Here is a 24,100-nt window from a genome sequence, read left to right as displayed (position 1 = left end):
TTGGTTCTATTATGAACCTGTCGTTATTTAGTGCTAGCTAAAATTTGCGATTTTTTGGTCTAGATCGCCATCCCAACAACCATAAAATAGTCGCAACGCTCAGGCAGACGATCGCTGGCCATAGTGTAGCCTGCTGATTAAATAATATTGTGCCACAGATCAATAAACTGGCACTGGATATCAGCAGATAATTGCTTTTATGCAACTGTCTTTGGTGTTTTATGTAACGATCGAGCAATTGCTGCTGACTTCCCAGCAACTTCTTACCCATGGTTAAATTGTCGTAAATCAGCTCGGGCAGTTCGGGCAATTTGTCAGACCATGAGGGCAAGTTGGCGCGCACTTTATTGTACATGGCCTTAGGGCCCACCTGTTCTGCCATCCATTGCTCCAGGAAGGGCTTGGCGGTTTGCCATAAGTCTAGCTGCGGGTATAGCTGCCGACCTAAGCCTTCGATATAGAGCAAGGTTTTCTCTATCAGCACCAGTTGCGGCTGCACCACAATTTTAAATTGGCGGGCGGTGCGAAACAGTTCAAGCAACACATGACCAAACGAGATTTCATTTAGCGGCTTGTTGAACATCGGCTCACACACGGCTTTTATCGCTTGCTCAAAGGCTTGGGTGTCGGTGTCACTGGTGACCCAGCCTGAGTCTAGGTAGACCTCGGCAATGCGATGGTAATTGCGATTAAAGAACGCCAGTAACACCTCGGCTAAATAGCGCTTATCGTCATCATTGAGGCTGCCCATGATGCCGCAATCTAGGCCAATATAGAAGGGATCGTGCGGGTGCTCTTTTGAGATGAAAATATTGCCAGGATGCATGTCCGCATGAAAAAAGTTATCTCGAAATACTTGGGTGAAAAACAGTTCTACCCCGCGTTCGGCCAACAACTTAAGATCGGTGCCTTGGGCTTTTAGCGCGGCGATATCGGACACAGGAATGCCATAAATACGTTCCATTACCATCAGGCGTGGGAAGCACAGGTCTTCATAAACGTAAGGAATGTACAGGGCATTGGAATCGATAAAGTTGTTACGTAAACGAACGGCGTTATGAGCCTCAAGCTTTAAATTAAGTTCGCCTAAAATCGTGGCTCGATAATCGGCCACCACCTCGATAGGCCGCAAACGGTTGCCGTCTCCTAGCAGCCAATTCAACATGTTAGCGCTTTGTTCCATCAGTTCGAGATCGGCTAAAATTTGCTGTTCGACATTGGGGCGCAGCACTTTGAGCACCACGGCTTCGCCGGTGGACTTTAAGGTAGCGGTGTGAACTTGGCTAATGGACGCTGAGGCCAGCGGGATGTCATCAAAATCGTCAAACAAGCTCGCAATCGGTGCTTGCAGTTCCGCTTCTATCGCGGCTCTGGCTAAGGCCGAATCGAAAGGTGGCACCTTGTCTTGTAACATGGCCAGCTGCTCGGCCCAGTCATCGTCCAGTAAATCACGGCGAGTCGATAACATTTGGCCGAATTTAATGTACACCGGCCCGAGCGCTTGCATGGCGAGTTTGAGTCGTTCGCCATTGTGCATGCCGGGATGTTGATCGCGAATCCAAAATAAACACAGTTTAATCAGGCGTAGCGACCAAGGGCGCTGCTGGGCTGGAATGGCTTTATCTAGGCCAAACTGTAATAGAGTGCGTAGCACTTGATAGCCACGGCGAATACTGGCTAATGTCATGAGCTTACCTTAGCAATCAAGTGGTTAATCCTTTGTTCTACGGCATCAATGTCGGCGGCAAGGGCTTCAATCTGATCGCATCTGTGGATAAATTCGATGCGATGAGGTGCAATGCGATACTCTTCGGTAGCTAACTCGCCCATATGTTGCCAACTGGCTTGCCAGAGAGTGCGCGCCATATCGACGGTGCGGCGCCCTGCTTGTTCAAGGTGATGCACTGGCACGTCGCCAATATACAGCGATAAGGCATTAGCCACATCGGGGGGATTCATTTGCAGATAACGACTCAGGGACTGTAGTACCTGTAAATCCCCAGTTAGTACCAACTTATCTTGCTTAATTAAGTCGGTGACACTGTCACCGCGGGTTAAGGCAATCAGGCTGGCGATATCGGTGCTTAAGCTAACATCGGCCTGATCTTGATAGTCACTGAAAACATGAATGCTCTCTTGGCAAATCAGGCAGATTGGAAATGGCAACTGCGCCAGCTCAATGACGATCACCTTGCCAGGGAGCTGACTGCGGCGATACTCATGGGGGGCTTGCGCTTGTAATTGCTGCAGTCCAGTTTCCACTATACCGCAGATCAACATAGGCCATTCGGTCGGCATACTAGAATTTATATCCTTTATGTAATGCCACCACACCATCGGTCATATTGGTGTATTCCACTTGCTCAAAACCGGCATCTTGCATCATGTGCTTTAAGGTTTCTTGATCTGGGTGCATACGGATAGATTCGGCTAGATACTCGTAGCTGCCAGCATCTTTCGTGATAAAGTCGCCCATTTTCGGGATGACTTTAAAACTGTATACGTCATACACTTTGCGCATAATTTCATGCTGAGGTGTTGAGAACTCTAACACTAAGAGTTTGCCACCTGGCTTGAGCACTCGTTGCATTGAACGCAGGGCGGCATCTTTGTCGGTGACATTGCGCAGGCCAAAAGCAATGGTAATGATGTCGAAATGATTGTCCGGAAACGGCAGTGCTTCGGCATTGGCTTGGACATAGTTGACGTTACCAATAATGCCGCGGTCTCTGAGTTTACTGCGACCGACTTTCAACATGGAGTCATTGATATCGGCCAATACCACCTGGCCTTTATCACCGACTAATTTTGAAAATTTTGCGGTTAAATCGCCAGTGCCACCGGCCAGATCCAACACCTTCATTCCAGGGCGCGCGCCAGCGGTTTGGATCGTGAAGCGTTTCCACAGCCGATGAACACCAAACGACATCACATCATTCATAATGTCATACTTGGCGGCTACCGAATGAAACACACTGGCGACCAGCTCAGCTTTTTTATCGGTATCAACGGTTTTATAACCAAAATGGGTGCTATTTGGCTTGTCCTCAGACATGGCAATGTATCCTATTCGCTTCAGTAGTAATGGGTGAGTGTAAGACAAAGCCACGACGGGCAAAATCCTTATACCAACACTCTGTGATCCAGTCCTTGATTCCGGCACTTGACCCTTAGATTGCGCATTAGACCATAAAGCGGCGGCGGGGTGAACCTATGCCGCTGCTGTTAATGCGCATACGGCCACAATTATTGGGCTAAACGCCCCTGCATATAGCTCATGGCAAGCTCAGCCAAGGCTTGGCCGGTATGGCGCATACCTGCATCAATACCTGCGGGATGGCAGTTGGGCGCCGCTTCTGCTAAGTGACAATAATATGGCTGACATTCACGGCTAAAACGAGACAGGTAATAACAGGCATCGGTTAAACTCACGCCAGCACAGGTCATGGCGCTCGATGGCATATAGCTGATGGCATCGACATCTAACTCGAGGGCGAGCGGGGCATCAGGGGCTAAATGCGCCATGATGTCGTCAATGGCGGCGCTGAAGCTAAGTTCCCGTCGTTGCCATATGGCTTGATAGCTATGAAAACGACCATTAAATTCGGCCAGTTGTTGCAATGAAGCGCTGCTGTTTTTGTGCTCGTGTAGGCCGAGGATTTGATATTGCTGCAAGGCGCCACTGGCGGCCGCATAGCTGAAGCCATTGCCGCTATGGCGTCCTTCGGTGGGGCGAAAATCACTGTGAGGATCAAGATTGACGGCACTCACGCCCTGTTGGGTGTATTGATGCAGCGCTTCAATTAGGCCAAAGGCATTATTATGACCGCCACCGATGACTATCGGCTCTAAGCCCGCGGCGAATAATTGACTGGCGATTTGAGTCACCGTATCATCGAGCTGAGATAACTGTTGGCGTAATGCTTCTACGGTGGGAGCGTCGGTGTGGCAGTGAATTTCACCAACGATGAGCAATGAGTTGCCATCAAAAAATTCATTATTTTGCCAATTGAGTAGTTGCTGCAAGCAGGCCAAAAAACCGGGACCACTGCCGCCGCGACCAAGATTCGCTCGGGGGCCAATGTCTTCATTAATGCCAATCAGAGCAAAGCGAGCTCCGTGCGCCTTGGCCGCGTGTAAGGCGCGAGCGGTAAATTGCTCGAGCCAATGAACGCGCTCGCCAATATGGGTTTCTAGTGGGCGCAGGCTCAGTAATGACTGGCGTTGTTGAGTGGAAAAATGCTTGAGGCTAATCATGGGCAATCCGTGTCATCATCAGTGCCATTATCATAACGATTGCTGCGGGCGAATAAAACAAAAGGGAGCAAACGCTCCCTTAATATTGCTCGACAGTCGTGGTCTGCAAGCATGGATTTTCGGCTGGGCGACTATTCCAGATCTAATGGTTCAGGCGATAAAATCACCCCAGTGTTATCGGCATAGACATGATCACCAGGCAAGAAAGATACTCCGCCAAAATTCACCGGTACGTCGACTTCACCAATGCCATTGGCATCGGCACCGACAGGGATAGAGGCTACCGCTTGAATACCAATGTCCAGCTCTTCGAGGGCATCCACATCGCGAACTGAGCCATAAACCAGTATGCCTTCCCAGTTATTATTAACCGCGAGTTGAGCAATGCTGGCATCCACCAAGGCGCGACGCAGTGAGCCACCACCATCAATCAACAGCACTTTACCTTGACCTTCTTCTGAGAGTACGTCTGCAATCAAACCGTTATCTTCATAGCATTTAATGGTGCTGATTACTCCGCCAAAGGAGCTACAACCACCGTAATTGCTGAACATGGGTTCGACCACGTCAACGACGTCAATGAACATGTCACACAGTTCTGAGGTGTTGTATTCCATATATTATCCCCTTGCCGATTAGGCAGATTGATCAAGAGTCTTGAGTCAGTATATAAGGCTTTATTGAAAAGAAAAGCGTTATCAATCACGCAATTGTTAAGTTGGCGCTAATGCGGTGTGCCAAACTGCTTTTGCTTTGCAAGTACCGCAATACATGGCACCCTTGAGGTTACGTTCGTGTTGAGGTTATGTTGCGAGGCGACTATGGGTATTGATCAACATATGTGGGTCGAAATACTGGGGTATTTTGCGTCGGTAATGGTGGCCATCTCATTGATGATGAAAAATATTGTGTGGTTGCGATGGCTAAACTTTGTCGGCTGCGTGGCGTTTTCGATTTATGGCATATTGATTGCGGCTTGGCCGGTGGCGGGCATGAATGCCTTTGTGGCCGGCATTAATATCTATCATTTAATCAAAATTTATCGAGCCCAGCGACGGTCACCGCCCGCGCCAGCATCTCCTCCCCGAACGCGCTAATGCTCAGGGAGTCGCTAAGGTGATTCACTGGGTCCGCAGTATTAATCAGAATACTTAATGTTCATGCTGATCAAAGGTTCGCGTGAGCCTTTAGCGGCGCGCAGTCGGGCTAAATATTGCGGCCATAGTTCAGTTTGATGGCTCGCCAAATCAAACAACACCTGCCATGAAAACAATCCCGTATCGTGGCCATCATCAAACACCAGCTTTACCGCATAGTTTCCCACCGGTTCAATGGCTGTGATATTAACGTTTTTTTTATGAGTGACCAGTACCGGGTTGCCATGACCATGGACTTCAGCCGACGGGGAGTGAACTCGCAAGAACTCGCAGGTCATTTGGTGCAGGCTACCATCGGCAAAGCCTACTTCAAGCAGGCGCGATTTACGTTTTAATTTTAATGAAGTGACCTGAGGTGTTGCCATAACATGTATCCATCAACAGAAAATGACCAAAAACCCTTGCCTGGTGTCGTTGGCTCGAGCTGTCAGCGTGGGAGGTCATGGTATCGCCAAGCGCCCATGGCTGCAAGCTCCCCGGCGAAAGCTGCGTGATTGTGCGCCGTCGCTGACGATTGCTTTTGATGGTTTAGTGGCTAGGTGTCGGCGGCAATGACGTTTGATTTTGGTGAGGTGGTCAAGTCGCACGCATGTTGGCATAATGATGCAAATTAGTTGCTTTGTTGGTTTTCGGCACGATTACTTGGTTAAGTCGAAGGCTTGCATGTAGTCACGCCACGGCATGGGATGCGCAATGGATAACCTGTTTTTTTTTGGCGATTGGCAAGTTGAAGTCAACTCAAATAGCTTAAGGCAAGGCGACAAGCTCAAGCAGCTAGAACCCAAAGCCATGGATGTATTGCTCTTCTTATGCCAGAACCCGGGGCAAGTGGTGTCCTCGGATGACATCGTCAAGCATTGCTGGCCCAACATCGAAACCGGTGATAATCCACTACATAAAGTCATAAATCAGTTGCGCCGAGTGCTCGGTGATAGTGCGACTGCGCCAACGTATATTGAAACCATTCGCAAACGTGGCTATCGCACCCTTGCCGCGGTGACATTTCCCATCGGTCATGAGGCAACCGCGACGTTGCAGGCGTGGCAAGGCGATTCACCGTTTCCTGGGCTCCAAGCGTATAGTGCTGATTATGCCGAGGTATTTTTTGGGCGTAACGCGCAAATCAGTACCTTATTAAAACGTATTGCCAAGCAGGTCCAATTTGGCCGCAGCTTTAGTTTGGTGTTAGGGCCCAGCGGCAGTGGCAAGTCGTCGCTGATCCATGCGGGTATTTTGCCTAATTTAATGGCACCTGCCGGTTATCACGGCATCTATGTGCCAAGCGCGGTCAGCCTGGATTTTGCCGATGTGCCGCAGCAGCAATTATTAACTCATCTTGCTGCGACCTTACTTGATTGGGATATCAAAGACGAGCCGGTGTTTTCAGGTTGGAGTGCTGAGCAATTAGCTGACGCGCTTAAACAGGATATGGCACAAGTGATTAGCTGTTGCCAAGCGGCGCTCGCGGCGCAGGGCAAGCATCTGTCGGGCCATAAAAATTACTTAGCCTTAGTGGTCGACAGGTTAGAGGTGTTACTGGCCAGCCAACAATTTAGTCCGCAAGAAACGCAAGAATTCGTAGATATCATGGAGCAGTTTGCAACTTGTCACTGTGTATTGGTGATCAGCGCTTGTCGTAATGATTTTTACCCTGAATTGGTTGCTTATCCGAGTTTGATGGCTGGTAAAGGCAAAGGGGCACATTTTGATCTGGCGGCGCCAACCCTCAATGAGTTGCTGCAAATGATCCGTTTGCCTGCGCAAGCCGCAGGGCTACGCTGGGAAGTCGATAGTGTTTCTGGTATGGGATTGGATGAACTGTTATGCAGTGAAGCTATGAGCAATCCTGATGCCTTGCCCATGTTGCAATACACCCTCCAAGCGTTGTATTTGCAGCGTAGCAGTGACGATCAGTTGTGCCTGCGTGTGTATCAGGATCTTGGGGGGATTGAAGGTGCTATTGGCAAAAATGCCGAAGAAGCCGTTAACCATTTGACTGCGGCGCAAAAGGCCACGTTGCCGCGTATATTGTCATTATTGGTCACCTTGAGAGAAGATGAACAATCGATCACTAGCCGCAGTGCTCGTTGGTCTCAATTGCAAAGCAATAGCGAAAAGGCGTTGGTGCAAGCCTTAGTCGATAGCCGCTTATTTGTATCGCATTTACATAATAATGAAGCCTGCTTTAGCATTGCACATGAAGCCCTTTTACGTCGTTGGCCACGAGCCAGTCAATGGATTGAGCAGCACAAAGACAGTCTCGCCATTAAGAGTCGCTTGCAACAACTGTCTAAGCGTTGGCGACAGGAAGGACGAAATCGGGCTTACCTGCTGGCTGATGGTAAACCGCTCAAAGAAGCGCAAAGCTTGCAGCAAAATCCATTATTTAGCTTAGAGCCTGAAGACACTGATTTTATTGCCGCGTCCACCAAGCGAGTCGCTATTGGCCGCTGGCTCTGGCGGGGGACTGGCGGCTTGCTGTGTTTGTTAACCCTGACCTCTGTGCTCATGAGCATTAAAAGTTATGACGCCCAACAACAAGCACAACAGCGACGATTGTCGGCGGAAAATTTATTGGGTTTTATGGTCGGTGATTTCGCCGACAAACTGCGAAGTATTGGTCGAATGGACTTACTCGATGGTATCAGTAATAAGGCGCTGGAGTATTTTAGCAATCCTGATAATCAATCCGCCGATCAACAGTTGAGTTTTGACGCCCGTTTTCAATATGGACAAACCTTAGAGGCCATGGGCGAGGTCGCGTATTCTCGGGGAAAAAATGATGAAGCCGAGGCGGCATTGTTGGCGGCACGCAACCGGCTATTACCTTTGTTGGTGGAGCAAGCTGACAACCTTGAATTGCTGAAAACCCTCGGCGCGAATGCCTTTTGGCTTGGTCAGTTAGAATTTGATAAGAGTGATTGGTTAGCGGCAAGGCCGTGGTTTGAGCAGTATTTAAGCCACAGTCAAGCCATGGTCGCTGTGGCGCCGGAGATGGCGGATGCCTTGGCCGAGTTGGCTTATGCTCAGAGTTCTTTAGGGTCGGTGGATTTGAAAAACATGGCGTTCGAGCAAGCGACGACGAATTTTGAGCGAGCTCTCGTCACTCAGCAACGCTTGTTATCGCTAGAGCCTAATAATGAGCAGTGGGTGGCGGATATTGCCAATACTCAATCTTGGCTGGCCAGCGCGATGGAAGGGACAGGTAATATTGCTGGAGCCATCAGGATTTATGAAAAAATTGAGTTGAGTTTGCAGGGGGTTAATGAGGTTTATGCCAAGGATAGACGCGGCCATTTTTTGGCTAAAGTGGCCCGCTTATATTTTTTTAATGGCGATACTGTACGCGGTGAGGATGCCTTAAAACAAGCGCACCTCATCCGGCAAGAAATGCTGGTCATCGACCCTAACAATCAAAATTGGCTGTTTGACTTGATGATGCTAAACAGTGACAAAATTTTGCAAGGGCTCGTGCCACTCGATGATACTGCGTCTCTTGTGGCTTTTAAGCGTGACTTACTGGCAAGTAGCAAGCATTTTTCGGCCGTGCGTCAACAGCGGGTAATGGCTCTTGGGTATTGGGCGATGGCAAAGCAGCGCTTTCGTCACGGCCTCTATTCAGAATCGTTGGCAGATATCCATCAATCCGTCAGCTTACTCAGCAGCTTATATGTTGAGGGGGCTGAGGATGTGAGTTTGCTGAGTGATTTATCTGAAGCTGAAATGTTGCAGGCGCGGGTTAAGCAAGCCTTAGATGATTTGAGTTACCGACAACATTGTGCAAACGTGGCGCAATATCTTGCTCCTGTGACTCAAAAATCGAAAGACCCCCGATTATTAATCCCCTATCAAAAATCTCTTGAATGCCTTGATGAGTCATGAAAATTCAACAGGCGGTTGAGTGTCTCGTTGATGGCTATCGCTGCGAGTAGCGGCAGGTCATTTATGAATAACAACATCAAAAAGGAAGAAACCATGCCAGAAAAAAATATCACGGTCACAGTGAGTCTAGATAACGCCGGTACACCTCAGTTTGTCTATGAGCCTGCCGGTCCAGTGGTCGTCACCGAGAGCAACACTCAGATCGTGTATCACTTGATCGATAACACCGCTCAGGGGCTGAGTTTTGCGGGCGCGTCATTCTCAACCCCGTTTGACCGTATTATCGACGCAGTGAACGTTGAGCCGACGGTCTTGACCCTGCAAGATACTGACGAGATTTATGGTAAAACGGGTTTCCGCCTAGTGTTCAACATCGCCGGCAGTAGCCTATTGCTGAGCAGCCATGATCCGGCGGTCATTAATAAAGAGCGTCATTAATCATAAGCACAAACCACTCATGGGTAACTTTCTATGAGTGGTGGATGTCTCTCGGCCATTCTGATTCGGATAGATTGTTATCCTCCAATAGCCGGCCAACATCATGAGTCGGTAGCGTCCCCTCGTTAAATTGGCGATATTCAGGCTAACCAATGTCGGTAAGTCAACGCTGAAAAATAATTTTTTATATTCAATATCAGGGCTTTAAATTAGAAGGTTGCCAGAAGGTTATCACTTGCATTGATGAGTAAGCTAATCAACATGACCTGAACTGTTAGCGGTGAATACGGTTCATATGTGTTAATTTTTGACTCAAGGATAGCCATCATGCAAGACACATCATGTAATGTCGGTTTACAAAAGACACGAGTTCCTGCCATGGACAGGGTGTCGCTAGCAGGTTTTAGGCAGCCGCTATCTGATGATTCTATGTCTGAGGCCGTCGCTTCTGATGATAAAGTCGCTCATCAAACGCCATTGGTATCAGTGCCGTTGTCGGGTTTGCCCATGCTCGTTCACTACATGCCACAGCCATTTATCGTGGTCAATCTTGAGGGAGAAATCGTACTGTGCAATACCCAAGCGGCAACGCTGCTGTCTTGGGGGGAGCAAGAGATGATCGGTCAACATTGGCAGAGTTTGCTTACTGAGCCCATGTTATCTCAATCGGCCGCCTTGTTTGATCAGCTGATGAGTGAACATGCGGCCAAGCATGCCAGTGCATTTAGCTTGATGTTGCATCAGTCTAATGCGGTTTACCAAAAGCCGGTGGCAACTCAACTCAAGTGCGGCAATGAACAATTGATTGAAGTGGAGCTCAGCGTGAGCTACATGCCTGCTGAGCAAGCCTTATTTGGCATCAGCATTCATGATGTGAGTCAGCATAAACAAGAATGGGATCGCCTCAATCAATTGGCATCAATTGATGGCTTAACTTCGCTGTGTAACCGCCGAGTCTTTGACGAGCAATTGACAACACTGTGGAATGAGTGCGTGAGCCAGCATCAACCGATAAGTGTATTGCTGATAGATATCGACTATTTTAAGCAGTTTAATGACCGATTCGGGCATATCCAAGGGGATGAATGCTTACGCAAGATTGCCAAGCAAATTAGCAATAGCTTGCCATCTAACGACTGTGTTGCCGCCCGTTATGGTGGCGAAGAGTTCGCGATTATTCTGCCTAATTACGGTAGTCATGTGGCGGAGGCAACCGCTCGGCTGGTTCAGCAAGCCGTATGCCGATTAACGTTTGAAGACCAACAGCTGGGCAGTGAGGTTAGCGTCAGTGTCAGCCAAGGCATTAGTACCGAACTGCATGGGCGCTATCGTACCCCGCTGGCGATGTTATGTGGTGCCGATACCGCGTTATATCGTGCCAAAGCCGACGGACGTAATCGGATTAACTTTTCGTGCTAATCTCAGGGAAACTGCTGGGAGGTCATGAATAAAAAAACCGCCATTTGGCGGTTTTTTAAGGCGTGAGCTTTATAGAATAAAGCGACTTAAATCTTCGTCTTCAACCAGTGCATCGAGGTGAGCATCGACATAGTCGGCATCGATCACCAGATGCGAACCTGATTTGTCAGAGGCATCATAAGAGATATCTTCGATTAGTTTTTCCATCACGGTGTGCAAGCGGCGAGCCCCAATGTTTTCGGTACGCTCATTGACTTGCCATGCGGCGCGGGCAATACGCTTAATCGCAGATTCGGCAAACTCAATATGTACGCCTTCAGTCGCTAACAACGCAATATACTGAGTGGTCAGCGAGGCGTGAGGCTCAGTCAAAATTCGCTCAAAATCTTCGGCGCTTAACGCATCAAGCTCGACTCGGATCGGCAAACGACCTTGGAGTTCGGGGATTAAGTCCGATGGCTTGGCCATTTGGAATGCACCCGAGGCGATAAACAGGATATGATCTGTCTTTACCATACCGTGCTTGGTGTTGACGGTGCAGCCTTCAACTAAAGGTAGCAAATCACGCTGAACCCCTTCACGAGACACATCTGGGCCTGAGCTTTCTCCGCGTTTACAAATCTTATCGATTTCATCCAAGAACACTATGCCATGCTGTTCCACTAACTCGATCGCTTGTTCTTTCAGATCTTCTTGGTTCACTAATTTAGCGGCTTCTTCTTCAACTAATTGCTTTTGGGCATCTTTAATTTTGAGTTTACGGCGCTTCGTTGGTGTTTGCCCCATGTTTTGGAACAGACTCTGTAACTGATTAGTCATTTCTTCCATGCCAGGCGGTGACATGATTTCGACCCCAACCTGCGGCTGGGCTAAATCGAGCTCAATTTCTTTATCATCGAGTTGGCCTTCGCGTAATTTTTTTCTGAAGATTTGACGGGTGTGCGATTGGGTATCACTCTTGCTGTCATTGTCCCAGTCATTTTTTGGCTGGGGTAATAAGGCATCAAGGATCCGTTCTTCAGCGGCTTCTTCGGCGCGGCTACGGCATTTAACCATTTGCTGCTCGCGAGTCAATTTAACCGCGGCATCAGTCAAGTCGCGAATGATTTGCTCGACTTCTTTGCCAACATAACCAACTTCGGTGAACTTTGTGGCTTCGACTTTGATAAATGGCGCTTTGGCTAACTTGGCAAGCCGCCTTGCAATTTCGGTTTTACCGACCCCAGTAGGGCCAATCATCAGAATGTTTTTTGGGGTGACTTCATGACGCAAGCTGGCTTCCAGCTGCATTCGTCGCCAGCGGTTGCGTAAGGCGATGGCAACAGAGCGTTTGGCTTTGTGTTGGCCGATGATGTGAGCATCCAACTCATGAACTATCTCACGTGGAGTCATTTCAGACATGGTATTACCTCTAACGCTCTAATATTAATAGTTAATTTCTTCAATCGTTTTATATTGATTGGTAAATACGCAGATATCACCGGCGATGGTCAGCGCTTTTTCACAGATATCGCGCGCTTCGAGTTCGGTATTTTGCAGCAGAGCCAGCGCGGCAGCTTGGGCGTAATTACCGCCAGAGCCTATGGCAATCAAATCATGCTCAGGCTGCACTACGTCACCGTTGCCGGTAATGATCAATGAACATTCGGTATCGGCGACCACGAGCATGGCTTCGAGTTTTCTGAGCATGCGATCGGTGCGCCAGTCTTTGGCTAATTCAACGGCCGACTTCAGTAAGTGACCTTGGTGCATTTCCAGTTTGGCTTCAAATCGCTCAAATAGAGTAAAGGCATCGGCGGTGCCTCCCGCAAAACCTGCCAGCACTTTGCCGTGGTAAAGGCGGCGAACCTTTTTAGCGTTGCCTTTCATGACTGTGTTACCAAGTGACACTTGGCCATCACCGGCAATAACGACTTGATTGTTGCGGCGTACAGATACGATAGTAGTCACGATAAATCCTCTTCAGATGCCTGCCAAAAGTAACTAATAGCATTGGGCGATGAAATAAATATGGGGGTATCTCGGCAAATATCAAGGGGGCGATAAGCTTGGGGCGAAAAACGGCAAAAAAAAGCGCCACCCCAAGGGGCAGCGCGCTTCAATAAGGCCTTAGATAGCCGCGGCTAATTACCTTCCCATAGCCAAATCTGACAGCCATTGAGGCCGCCACTTTGGAGTTTGTGCCGTTGCCGTTCCGCCATGCGCTTACGCTCATAGGGGCCTAACACTACCTTGTACCAGACCCCTTTGCTGCCTTCGGTCTTGCGAACCTGTGCTTCGAGTCCTTGAAAGGCAATGACGGCTTTCATTTCATTGGCTTGAGACTCTGAGCGGAACGAACCGCACTGCATCTGATAAGGTCGACTCGGTTTACTCTCTTCAGGCACATCCACGACGACTTGCTTATTTTCTAATTCCTTTTGATAACTCCACTCTTCCTTGGGCTTAGGAGGCAAGGCATTCGGGTCGGGCTTGGGGGCAGGCTTCACTGCCTTAACCGGCGCCTCAGTGGCAGGCGTCGCCGCGCTGTCACCACTGGATTTGAGGAAATTCAAAAAGTAGCCGAATAGACCGATTAAGATCACGGCGAAAAATATCAACAAAAAGCTTGGCCGTTTTCCATTAGTCCCCGCCGGGCTGCGCTTGGCAGGCCGGCTGGCTTTAGCGTGTCGGTTTTTGCTTGTGCTGCGCGGTTTCCTATTGGCGTAGTCACGGTTAGTCATTGCTGAGCTTACATCCTTTCAAGCGTTTCAATACCGAGTAAATCCAAACCTTGTTTCAAGGTTTTTGCGGTGAGCTTAGCTAATAATAAACGGCTCTTCATTTGGGCTTCGTTGTCGGCGGCCAACACTGGGCACGCTTCATAGAAGCTCGAGAAGATCCCGGCTAATTCGTACAAATAAGCACACAGGGCGTGTGGCTGACCTTTGGCCACCATGCGGTTAAGGACTTCACCAAACTGCGCCAGCTTGTTGCCCAGTTCTTTCTCTTTATCGTGCTCCAATTGAATGCTGGCATCGCTCAAGTCAATGTTGTCGGCACGCTTAAAGATCCCGGCAACCCGAGTAAAGGCGTACAGCAAGTAAGGCGCGGTGTTGCCTTCAAAGCTCAGCATTTGCTCAAAGCTGAAGATATAGTCGCTGGCGCGGTTTTTGGATAAGTCGGCATATTTCACTGAACTGATGCCAACAACGCGCGCGATGTTTTCTAAGGTTTCTTGGTCCATCTCTGGGTTTTTGCTACGCACGAGATCTAACGCTCGTACGTTAGCCTCTGTGAGCAGATCAACCAGCTTAACCACCCCACCAGAACGAGTCTTAAATGGGCGGCCGTCTTCACCATTCATGGTACCAAAACCTAAATGCTCCAAGCTCATTGACTCGGGAGCAAATCCGGCTTTTTTCGCCAGAGAGAATACTTGCTGGAAATGCAGGGCTTGACGTAAATCGACAAAATACAAGGCGCGATCAGCCTGCAACACATTGGCACGGTAGCGGATAGAGGCTAAGTCGGTGGTCGCATACAGGTAGCCGCCATCGGCTTTTTGAATAATGACAGGTAAAGGTTCACCTTCTTTGGTGCGGAATTCTTCTTGGAAGACCACTTTAGCGCCATGACTTTCAGACAACAGACCTTGAGCCGCTAAATCGCTGACAATGACTGGCAAGTCGTCGTTATAGGTACTTTCACCTTTGACGTCGGCGCGAGTCATGCTCACCCCTAAGCGTTGGTAAATATCAAAGCAATGGTTCAGAGAAATATCGTTGAACTGTAACCACAGTTTGTGGCAATACTCATCACCAGACTGGAGTTCGACCACTAAGTGACGTGCGCGGGTTGCAAAGGCGTCTGATTCATCAAAGCGCATTTTAGCGGCGCGGTAAAAGCTTTCGAGATCGGATAATTCGAGCTCGGCTTGCTCACCTTGTTGGGTGCGTAATTCTTCCATATAAGCCAATAACATGCCGAACTGGGTGCCCCAGTCTCCCACATGGTTTTGGCGAATCACCTGATGACCTAAAAACTCCAGGGCGCGTGCACAGGCATCACCAATAATGGTCGAACGTAAGTGACCTACATGCATCTCTTTGGCGAGATTGGGTGATGAGTAATCGACCACTATGGTTTGACGCTCTGGCAAGGCAATGCCGAGATGGTCGTCATTTAAGGCTGCCTGCAATTGACTTGCGAGGGCATTGTCATCGATAAAGAAGTTAATAAAGCCAGGCCCTGCGATCTCCACCTTGGCGACATACGCCGACGCGGGCAGGTTATCAATCAATAATTGGGCTAATTCACGCGGGTTTTTACCGGCGGCTTTCGTCAGCATCATGGCTAAATTGGTAGCCAAATCTCCGTGGCTCTTATCCTTGGTTCTATCAACCTGAATACGGGCTTCAAAGTCAGTAGGCAAGATGCCTTGGTGTTTCAATTGGTCGACAGTTTGTTCGAGTAAAGAGTGGATATGTGATTTCATGGGCTTAACCGACACAGATGGCAAAAAATAGGAACTGATGATCGGACATTCTAGCCTCTTGTGATGGTTAAAAGCCATCTTCCGCATGAATTTTTGTCAATCTGCGCCAAGATCCCCTCATCGGTGTGACGATGACAGTTCACTGTGGCCACGCCAGTCAGGTTAAATTTCGTTTACTTCGTCAGCATTCACGCCAGAGCTGGGGCGTTATCGCCTTGCCTTTTGGTGGATTTCGCAGTAAAAGATAGCCAGCCAACAATGACGCTCATTGACTTGTCGTTTTTGGCTGATGATCCATACTATGTCATGCTTTCATCTTATACCCCCTGTATTGTTTGGTACGGGTGTTACGCTCACATGCGAGCTACACTCCTGCTGTATTTTGCCTTTTGGCAGCCTCTTAGTTTGGAGTATTTTGATGCTGGACTCCATCGGCACAGTGTTACAAGCACTGTGGCAACATGATTTTGTTGCACTGCAATCCCCAGGAAGTGCCCTCGTGATCTACGCCTGTGTCACTACCCTCATTTTGTTAGAAAGTGCATTTTTACCCGCGGCGCCATTGCCGTGTGATAGCGTGGTCATTCTCTCTGGCACTTTAGCGGCGGTTGGGGTGCTTAACCCTGTGGTGATATATTTGCTGCTATTGGTGGCGGCGGGTTTTGGTAGTTATCTGGCTTTTGTGCAAGGCCGATGGCTGAATCGTTTACCTAAGGTGCAGGGGTGGGTCAATGCCGTGCCCAGCAATCGTTTGCAAACCGTTGATAAGCTGTTGAGTCGCCACGGGTTAGTGGCTTTGTTTTGCGCTCGCTTTATTCCGGTTGTACGCTCGTTATTGCCATTAATGATGGGCATGCGGGTCCACAGTCGCGCTAAGTTTTATGGCTTTGCGTGGTTAAGTGCCTTGTTATGGACGGCCTTATTGGTGGGAATTGGTTATTTGCTGCCTTCCTTGCCTGAGCCGATTAGCAAGGCTGTGACCATGATCTTAATGGCTGCGCCTGTGATCACGTTAGTGTTGGCGATTGGCAGCTGGTTAATCGTCAAACTGCGTCGCCAGTGGCGTAAAGAGTAAAGGCTATTGGTTGTGATGGCTAAGGTGCCATCACAGCAAATCTTGGGGATCCCTATCAAAGCTCCAGCGGCATCGTTTGGTTTCAGCTAGGCCGGTCACCAATGGCAATATTCGCTCGCACTCGCGCTGGAGTCTTTGTCTATCCTTGGCTTGAAACATCAATTGGCGTCTGAATTTTCCTGCTTTTCTATCCAAAGGCGCCGGCAGCGGGCCAATGATTTCAAATTCTTTATCTTGAGGGAGGAGGTTGGCAATGGCTTGTAACAAGGCATCAGCGTCTTCGGCTTGATGCGCTTCGGCTCTCACTAACACCATGTGCCACGCGGGGGGAAGCAAGGCCATGCCTCTTTCTTTGAGCTGGTTTCTGGCAAAATCACCATAACCTTTATGCAGTAACTCTTTTAATAGCGGATTATCGTGCTGGTGGGTTTGCAGTAAGACTGTGCCTGGTTTAGTGGCACGTCCAGCGCGGCCGGAAACTTGTGTATACAACTGTCCAAAACGCTCGGGTGCACGGAAATCCGCACTAAACAGCGCGCCATCGACATCTAATAGCCCCACTAAAGTCACATCGGGAAAATGATGGCCCTTGGCCAGCATTTGGGTGCCGACTAAGATCTTGTATTCGCCTCGGTGGATGGCCGTTAAATGTCGTTCTAGCGATCCCTTCAGTCGGGTGCTATCCCGATCGATACGCACCACTGGATACTGGGGAAACAAGTGGCTCAGGGTTTGCTCTAGTTGCTCGGTCCCTATGCCTTGTCCCGCTAATAACGTACTCCCGCATTGATGGCATTGGCGTGGGATTGGGTATTGATTGCCGCAATGGTGGCAACAGATTTCATTTAAGGCTTGGTGGACAGTAAAAAAGGCGTCACAACGATCGCATTCATGCAAATGGCCGCATTCGTGGCATAACAGCGCGGGCGCGAAACCACGCCGATTGAGAAACAATAATACTTGATTGCCGGCATCGAGATGTTGGCGCATTTCGTTGATTAATGCTGCCGACATTCCGCAATTTAACGGCTGGTTACGAATATCAATAATCCCTTGGCGAACTTTTTTAGCATTGCCTGCCCGAGCATTTAAACTTAAATGCCCATAGCGGCCATTAAGGGCATTATTGAGGGTCTCTAATGAGGGGGTCGCCGAACCGAGGATCACGGGTATGTTTTCTAACTGGCCGCGCATCACCGCCATATCTCGGGCATGATAGCCTACGCCTTCTTGTTGTTTGAAGCTGCTATCATGTTCTTCATCGAGGATGATAATGCCTGGGTATTCCATTGGCGTAAATAAGGCCGAGCGGGTGCCAATAATAATCGCGGCTTCACCACTGCGGGCTTGTTGCCAAGCACTTAAGCGTTGATTGTCGGTTAATCCTGAATGGATCACGGCGACATTCACTTTAAATCGGCGTCGAAATCGGTCGATGGTTTGCGGGGTTAGGCCAATTTCTGGCACTAAAATCAAGGCTTGATTGCCTGCGGCTAAGACTTGCTCAAGCAGCGCCAAATACACTTCGGTCTTGCCTGAGCCGGTGATGCCTTCGATGAGGCTGGTATAAAAGCCCTGACGACTATTGATTGCTCCGACGGCAATGGCCTGTTCGGTATTTAAACTTAATGGTTGCTCTAGCAGCGTCAGCTGTTGGCGCCAACTAAGATCTTGGCTGGGAGCCACCTCTTTGCGGCTTATCCAGCCTTTTTGCTCCATGGTTTTTAGCGCGGCGGGGCTAAGCTCAAGCTGTTGCATGGTATCTTTACTGATCGCGCCACGTTGTAGGGCTTGCCATAACTTGATTTGTGCTGGAGCCCGTTTAATATCGACCACAGTTAATGCCGCGCCGGCGTCGGTTAATTGTAAGTAGGTCTCGTGCTTGGCCTCACTACTGGCTCCCTTTCGTAGTGCGGTGGGCAGCGCCTGCGTGAGCATCTGTCCGAGACTCGATAAGTAGTAACGCGCTCCGCGCTCTATTAATAACAGTAGTGCCGGAGGCAATAATGGCTGCTCATCGAGTAAGTTGGTGACATTTTTGATTTGCGCAGCCGGTAAATCACATTGATCGCTAATGATGGCAATCACACCGATAAGTTGTTGACGACCAAAGGGGACCTTGACCCGGCATCCCGGCATTGCGCTACTGGCTTGCGCAGGCGTAAGACGGTAACTAAAGTTTCGTCTCATGGGAACGGGAAGGGCAACTTCGGCAAACTTTTCCATCATTAGGTTATTAATCTCTTTAAAGAAAATGAGCTATATTAACAAGTTGTAGCCGAATCAATCAGGCCGGCGCAGCTCGGATGCTTGACGGATCAGTTTATCGAGTTGTCACAGTGAGTGAAAGGAACAAACATGAAAACAGTGATAAGTTATTGCGTCGGTGTGTGGATATGCTTGGCTCAGTGGCCGGCGTTGGCCGCACTGGATCATGTGAGTATTCACTCGCGCCAGTTTGATCTGGGTCAGCACCCACAATTGACCTTGAATCTGGTTGCCAGTAAACAAGCGCTCTCTCGTTTTGGTTTTTTTGTGGTGCAATCACAAAGCCAAGAAAAACTGATGGTCAACACCATCAACGATTTTAAGATCAGTATTATTGGGGTCGAAGATGTCACCGAAAAGGATGCTCAGTTGGTGGTGCGTGAGTATCAAATCGATCGCTGGCACGACATTGCAGTGTTAAACATGTTTGCACCTGCGGTGCCACGCACTGTCGCCGTGCTAATCGGCGAGCCGTTGCTTAACTCGGTCGAGGCCGCAGCGCCTCAATCGGCAAGGCAAGTGGCGGTGCTCGATGAGTGCCAACTGCCAGAGGCAATGACATTGTGGCGCATAGCCTCAGATTACGCGAGTGCCCACAAAACCCATGTCTATGCGGCCATATTGGCGATATTTGAGGCTAACCCTAGTGCCTTTACTGGTGGCAAAATCAACCATTTGCGCGGTGATGTGAGCTTGAAATGCCCAGCCCCGAGTTTGCTGGCAAAGTATCAGAATAAGCCTGATGCAAAGGCTTTCTTTGAAAGCTTGCAATAAAGCCAAATAACCGCAGAAAGTCTGCTTGTCAGCCCAGTGGTGATACTGTAGAATCCTGCGGCTTAAAACTTATTCTATTTTAATATCATGTGGTACCCAACTTCGGGTTGGGAGAGCGACATGGCCTTATTTTGAGGTAATCCCAATGAAACCAGGTATCCATCCTGAATACGCCGAAATCACTGCAACTTGTACTTGTGGTAACGTTATCAAAGTAAATTCAACTGCTGGTAAGAACCTGCACTTGGACGTATGTGGTGCATGTCACCCATTCTACACTGGTACCCAGAAAGTTGTTGATACCGGTGGTCGTATCGACAAGTTCAACAAGCGTTTCGGTATGCTTGCTAAGAAGTAATTGCAGTTGCAATGATTCTGAAAAAAGACGCCTTCGGGCGTCTTTTTGCTTTTAGTGAAAAAATATCTAGTTTATAGCGTTATTTTCTATTCTCATTCCCTTGTTGTAATTAATACAAGATCCCCCGCCCACTTTAGCGTAACAGCGCCATTCCAGCGTGCTTATGATGTTTTATTTCAACATTTTCAGCGCCATTTTTATCCATTTTTACTTGATGGAAGATAATTAAATGAAAGCTTGGGCAACAATTTGATGTTAAAGCTAAAATTTATTAAGCAGCAGTTTGAAAAAGCCACAATATCGCGTATTGTTAGGCCGATGACTGGGATGAATAAACCGCCATTGATTGCGGATGATAACAGTAAATAACTGACCAGCATTTTGACCGAATCCAGACCTACTTTAGTGTGTACTCCAGGACCTCAAGATGACAGACTTTCGTCAACAAGCACTCGATTATCATGAATTTCCAACACCGGGAAAAATGGCGGTAGCCGTGACTACGCCAGCCAATGACAGCAAAGACTTAGCCCTGGCTTATAGCCCTGGGGTGGCTGAGCCCGTTCGTGAAATTGCCGCCAATCCTAATGATGCTTACCGCTATACCAATAAAGGTAATACCGTCGCAGTGATCTCTAACGGGACGGCTATCTTGGGACTTGGCAACCTTGGCCCGTTAGCTTCAAAGCCAGTCATGGAAGGTAAGGCGTTATTGTTTAAACACTTTGCCAATATCGATGCCACTGACATTGAAGTTAAACATCGTACTACCGAAGGATTTATCGATACGGTTGAATCCATTGCCGATACCTTTGGTGGCATCAATTTGGAAGATATCAAGGCGCCTGAGTGCTTTGAAATTGAGCAGGCATTAATCGAACGTTGCCAAGTGCCGGTATTCCATGATGATCAACACGGTACCGCGATTGTGACGGCAGCGGGCATGCTCAATGCGCTAGAAATTCAAGGCAAGCAAATTGATAAGGCGACGTTTGTTTGTTTGGGGGCGGGGGCGGCAGCCATTGCTTGTATGACCATGCTGGTGAAGTGTGGTGCTCAACGTGAAAACATTTATATGTTAGATCGCCAAGGAGTTATCCACACTCGCCGCGAAGATCTTAATGAGTATAAAGCCCTATTTGCTAATAATACCGATAAGCGGACCTTGGACGATGTGATTAAGGATGCTGATGTATTCTTGGGGCTCTCAGGGGCCAATCTATTGTCGGCCGAACAGGTCACATTGATGGCACCTAACCCGGTGATTTTTGCCTGCTCGAATCCCGATCCAGAAATTAAACCCCAATTAGCTCATGCGGTGCGCAATGACATCATTATGGGAACCGGTCGCAGCGATTACCCTAATCAAGTGAACAACGTCTTGTGCTTCCCCTTTATTTTCCGCGGCGCCCTGGATGTTCGTGCCAGCAAAATCAACGATGAGATGAAGATTGCTGCGGTACACGCGATTGCGGGGATTGCGAAAGAGGCGGTGCCCGCATCAGTGTTAGCGGCGTATGAAGGCATCGATACCATGACCTTTGGTGCTCAGTATGTTCTGCCAAAGCCAATGGACCCAAGATTGTTACCACGTATTGCCCAGGCGGTGGCTCAGGCAGCCATTGATTCTGGCGTGGCGGCATTAACTGCGGTGCCGGATTATTCCATTTGATGATACTCTAAATTTTGTGCACCCAAATAACAGGAGCCACAGGCTCCTGTTTTTGTTGATTGCCTTTTGGGGGGGAGTCAGAAATAATCACACTTTAGTTTTACTATTCAGGGAAGGCGCGAATGCAGTTAACTCGATTGTTAACCAAGCAATTAACAGGCTTTTGGTTGTTAACCTTAAGTGCTGTGGCAGGCGTGATGCTGTTGTCGTCCTTCTTGGCATTTATCCACTTTACTCAATCATTTCAACAGCAACAGCTGAGCAATCTGCAGCAAACTATATTTACGCAATACCATAGCGAAGGACAGTTGCATGATACCCCATGGCTAACGGATTTCCTGCAAGGCTTGCAAGTGAAAGAGCTGCAAGTGTTTGATGGTTCGCAACGTATTTTTCATTATTTACCTGAGCTCAATCTAGCAGATCAGGACATCAAACAATACCGCCAACAGCAAGGCGACATTGTGCTTATCATCAGTCTCGATGATCCCAATATGTTATCGTTACTCGACGGTCCAGAATACACTGTGTTGGCGGTGTGCGTGTTGTTGGTCATTCTCCTTGTGGGCAGTGGTTACTATTGGTTGCGTCAGCAGTTACAAGGAATAGAGTCATTGGCGCGTCGCAGTGCCATGATATTACGTAATGATTTAACTCAAGCGGAGCTGTATCGTGACAGGGCCCGGCCCTTGGTGGTTAATCGCGCCCTCAGTCGCTTATTGGCGAAGCTGCAAGATGCTAGTCGTGAGCGGGCTCGCTTCGACACCTTTATTCGTTCCAATACCTTTCTTGACCCGCAAACCGGGGTCGGCAACCCGATGTTTTTTGCCAGTCGCCTTGAAGCCTTGAGCTTAGATCAAAAAATGATATTGCCAGGGGTGCTGTTTGTGTTGGAGCTCGAAGAGCTTGATTGGCTACAGCAAAATCATGGCGATGCGGTTGTGGTGCCGTTATTAGTGAATTTGTGTGAGGCCATTAGCGGCTTAATCAATAGCCTACCCAACAGTATTGTGGCGCGGCGTAGCGATAATCAATTGGCCATTATTGTGCCGCAAATATCCTTAGCTGAGGCCGAAGGGCTCGCCAAGAAGGTCATAAAAATTTGTTTAGCGCAGCCGCTCCCACAAATGGAGGAGCCCGATAATTTCTTCCATTTAGGCTTAGCGTATTTCCGTGAAGGTGATAATCAGCAGCAGTTATTAGAAGAAGTGGGCATGGCCCTTAAAGCAGCGCAATTACAAGGAAATAGCAGTTGGTTTATGTATGATAAGGGCGCGATTGATGAGGAATTTTCTCGTGGTTCGGTCCGCTGGCGTTCGATCTTAGAAAATGCCTTAGAAAAACGTCAAATCAAGGTGTTTTGTCAGCAGGTTCAAGCCGCAGATAAGCAAGTGCTGCATGCCGAAGTCTTTACTCGCGTGATTGACCATCATGGTAGTTTGATCCGAGCCACCCTATTTATGCCGATGGCTCAAAAATGCGGTTTAATGCCGATGATCGAGCGCCAAGCAATTGAGATTGTCGCGGGTAATCTTGAAAATGAACGGCGTGGCAAGCCGACGTATAGCCTAAATTTAAGCGTTGATTCTTTATTGAGTAAGACCTTTATTCATTGGTTTAAATCGTTTTTATTAGAGCATCGCAATATAACTGGCCAATTAATATTCGAAGTCTCGGAAGAAATATTAGTAAAGCATGGCACGGTATTGGCTCCAACCTTAGCGATGATTAAGGCCATGGGGTGTAAGTTGTGTGTTGATCATGTGGGGCTGCAAGTTCAGGATAGTGAATATATCCATGAGTTGAATGTGGATATTATTAAATTACATCGTTCGGTTATTCGCCAGTTGAATCAACGCCCAGAAAATCAGTTATTCATCCGTAGTTTAATGGGGGGAGTGTTTCGGACGGATGTCAAACTGTTGGCGGAAGGCGTTGAAACATTTGAAGAATGGCAAACGCTTATCATTCTCGGTGTCGATGGTGGTCAAGGTGGCTTTATTGGCGAACCGTTAGCCTTATAACTGCCAGCAATGGCAAAATATTGACGCCAAAGGCTATAAAACATTTTATTTTGTTAATTTCTACTCTATTTATATGGATTTGTTAGTGATTATCGAAAAAATTCACTAAAATCACTATTAACAACGGTAAATGTTGTTGTGTATTTTGTGGGCGCACGCTTTTTGAGCGACAAACGGCGTTGTTTCCTAAATCATTGAACTAATCATCAGAACCACGATCAGATCATTAGAACTTTGAGATGGGTGACGATGATGGGTAAGGCAAAGTACAAAATCAGCAACTGGAAGCAATATAACCA

20 protein-coding genes are annotated in these 24,100 nt (G+C 48.3%); 9 read left to right on the top strand and 11 right to left on the bottom strand.

The window, feature by feature from the left end:
* Positions 1-37: 37 nt before the first annotated feature.
* From ubiB to rraA, 5 genes are all read right to left on the bottom strand, one after another.
* A complete protein-coding gene (gene ubiB, locus KU855_RS14400; protein ID WP_218530982.1) occupies positions 38-1,687 on the bottom strand; it encodes a ubiquinone biosynthesis regulatory protein kinase UbiB in 1,650 nt (549 codons plus the stop codon).
* A complete protein-coding gene (locus tag KU855_RS14395; protein ID WP_218530981.1) occupies positions 1,684-2,298 on the bottom strand; it encodes an SCP2 domain-containing protein in 615 nt (204 codons plus the stop codon). Before KU855_RS14395 ends, ubiB begins: the two co-directional genes overlap by 4 nt.
* Before the next feature lies 1 nt (position 2,299).
* On the bottom strand, positions 2,300-3,055 hold the full coding sequence (ubiE, locus tag KU855_RS14390) for a bifunctional demethylmenaquinone methyltransferase/2-methoxy-6-polyprenyl-1,4-benzoquinol methylase UbiE (protein ID WP_218530980.1): 756 nt from the start codon (positions 3,053-3,055) through the stop codon (positions 2,300-2,302).
* Between the two features lie 191 nt (positions 3,056-3,246).
* Complete coding sequence (locus KU855_RS14385) at positions 3,247-4,257, bottom strand: formimidoylglutamase (protein WP_218530979.1); 1,011 nt, start codon at positions 4,255-4,257, stop codon at positions 3,247-3,249.
* 131 nt (positions 4,258-4,388) lie between these two features.
* On the bottom strand, positions 4,389-4,874 hold the full coding sequence (gene rraA, locus KU855_RS14380) for a ribonuclease E activity regulator RraA (protein WP_218530978.1): 486 nt from the start codon (positions 4,872-4,874) through the stop codon (positions 4,389-4,391).
* A 204-nt stretch (positions 4,875-5,078) separates the two neighbouring features.
* Here rraA and KU855_RS14375 point away from each other — a divergent pair, with 204 nt between their 5' ends.
* The gene (locus KU855_RS14375) at positions 5,079-5,354 is read left to right on the top strand and encodes a YgjV family protein (RefSeq protein ID WP_218530977.1); all 276 of its coding nucleotides are present in this window, start codon (positions 5,079-5,081) and stop codon (positions 5,352-5,354) included.
* 41 nt (positions 5,355-5,395) lie between these two features.
* On the opposite strand, the gene KU855_RS14370 is transcribed toward KU855_RS14375, so the two are convergent.
* Positions 5,396-5,779 carry a gamma-butyrobetaine hydroxylase-like domain-containing protein gene (locus tag KU855_RS14370; RefSeq protein WP_218530976.1) on the bottom strand — a complete coding sequence of 128 codons (384 nt, stop codon included), beginning with the start codon at positions 5,777-5,779 and terminating at the stop codon, positions 5,396-5,398.
* A gap of 328 nt (positions 5,780-6,107) precedes the next feature.
* On the opposite strand from KU855_RS14370, the gene KU855_RS14365 reads away from it, so the two are divergent.
* The 3 genes from KU855_RS14365 (at position 6,108) to KU855_RS14355 (ending at position 11,153) form a co-directional block, all read left to right on the top strand.
* Entirely contained in the window at positions 6,108-9,296 is a 3,189-nt protein-coding gene (locus KU855_RS14365) for a winged helix-turn-helix domain-containing protein (protein WP_218530975.1), read from the top strand.
* Positions 9,297-9,389: 93 nt separating this feature from the next.
* Positions 9,390-9,734: a DP-EP family protein gene (locus KU855_RS14360; RefSeq protein ID WP_218530974.1), complete on the top strand. Its 345-nt coding sequence runs from the start codon at positions 9,390-9,392 to the stop codon at positions 9,732-9,734.
* A gap of 327 nt (positions 9,735-10,061) precedes the next feature.
* The gene (locus tag KU855_RS14355; RefSeq protein WP_218530973.1) at positions 10,062-11,153 is read left to right on the top strand and encodes a sensor domain-containing diguanylate cyclase; all 1,092 of its coding nucleotides are present in this window, start codon (positions 10,062-10,064) and stop codon (positions 11,151-11,153) included.
* Positions 11,154-11,222: 69 nt separating this feature from the next.
* Here KU855_RS14355 and hslU read toward each other — a convergent pair whose 3' ends face one another.
* The 4 genes from hslU to argS form a co-directional block, all read right to left on the bottom strand.
* Positions 11,223-12,554, bottom strand: a complete 1,332-nt coding sequence (gene hslU / locus KU855_RS14350; RefSeq protein WP_218530972.1) for an HslU--HslV peptidase ATPase subunit — start codon at positions 12,552-12,554, stop codon at positions 11,223-11,225.
* A gap of 24 nt (positions 12,555-12,578) precedes the next feature.
* Entirely contained in the window at positions 12,579-13,103 is a 525-nt protein-coding gene (gene hslV, locus KU855_RS14345; protein ID WP_218530971.1) for an ATP-dependent protease subunit HslV, read from the bottom strand.
* A 173-nt stretch (positions 13,104-13,276) separates the two neighbouring features.
* On the bottom strand, positions 13,277-13,876 hold the full coding sequence (locus tag KU855_RS14340) for an SPOR domain-containing protein (RefSeq protein WP_218530970.1): 600 nt from the start codon (positions 13,874-13,876) through the stop codon (positions 13,277-13,279).
* 8 nt (positions 13,877-13,884) lie between these two features.
* Entirely contained in the window at positions 13,885-15,630 is a 1,746-nt protein-coding gene (gene argS / locus KU855_RS14335; RefSeq protein ID WP_218530969.1) for an arginine--tRNA ligase, read from the bottom strand.
* Between the two features lie 418 nt (positions 15,631-16,048).
* Here argS and KU855_RS14330 point away from each other — a divergent pair, with 418 nt between their 5' ends.
* Positions 16,049-16,705 (top strand): DedA family protein, encoded by a 657-nt coding sequence (locus KU855_RS14330; RefSeq protein WP_218530968.1) that lies wholly within the window; start codon positions 16,049-16,051, stop codon positions 16,703-16,705.
* A gap of 30 nt (positions 16,706-16,735) precedes the next feature.
* Here KU855_RS14330 and priA read toward each other — a convergent pair whose 3' ends face one another.
* Positions 16,736-18,931, bottom strand: coding sequence for a primosomal protein N' (priA, locus tag KU855_RS14325; RefSeq protein WP_218530990.1), 2,196 nt, complete (start codon positions 18,929-18,931; stop codon positions 16,736-16,738).
* A gap of 132 nt (positions 18,932-19,063) precedes the next feature.
* Here priA and KU855_RS14320 point away from each other — a divergent pair, with 132 nt between their 5' ends.
* The 4 genes from KU855_RS14320 to csrD all read left to right on the top strand — a co-directional run bounded on the left by KU855_RS14320 (position 19,064) and on the right by csrD (position 23,801).
* Positions 19,064-19,747 carry a hypothetical protein gene (locus KU855_RS14320; protein ID WP_218530967.1) on the top strand — a complete coding sequence of 228 codons (684 nt, stop codon included), beginning with the start codon at positions 19,064-19,066 and terminating at the stop codon, positions 19,745-19,747.
* Between the two features lie 145 nt (positions 19,748-19,892).
* Positions 19,893-20,105, top strand: coding sequence for a 50S ribosomal protein L31 (gene rpmE, locus KU855_RS14315; protein ID WP_218530966.1), 213 nt, complete (start codon positions 19,893-19,895; stop codon positions 20,103-20,105).
* 427 nt (positions 20,106-20,532) lie between these two features.
* A complete protein-coding gene (locus tag KU855_RS14310) occupies positions 20,533-21,777 on the top strand; it encodes a malic enzyme-like NAD(P)-binding protein (RefSeq protein WP_218530965.1) in 1,245 nt (414 codons plus the stop codon).
* 122 nt (positions 21,778-21,899) lie between these two features.
* Positions 21,900-23,801 carry an RNase E specificity factor CsrD gene (gene csrD / locus KU855_RS14305; protein ID WP_218530964.1) on the top strand — a complete coding sequence of 634 codons (1,902 nt, stop codon included), beginning with the start codon at positions 21,900-21,902 and terminating at the stop codon, positions 23,799-23,801.
* Positions 23,802-24,100 lie beyond the last annotated feature (299 nt).

This window comes from Shewanella sp. NIFS-20-20 (assembly GCF_019209865.1).
Classification (GTDB): Bacteria; Pseudomonadota; Gammaproteobacteria; order Enterobacterales; family Shewanellaceae; genus Shewanella.
This window is presented reverse-complemented; position numbering and strand designations above follow the sequence as displayed.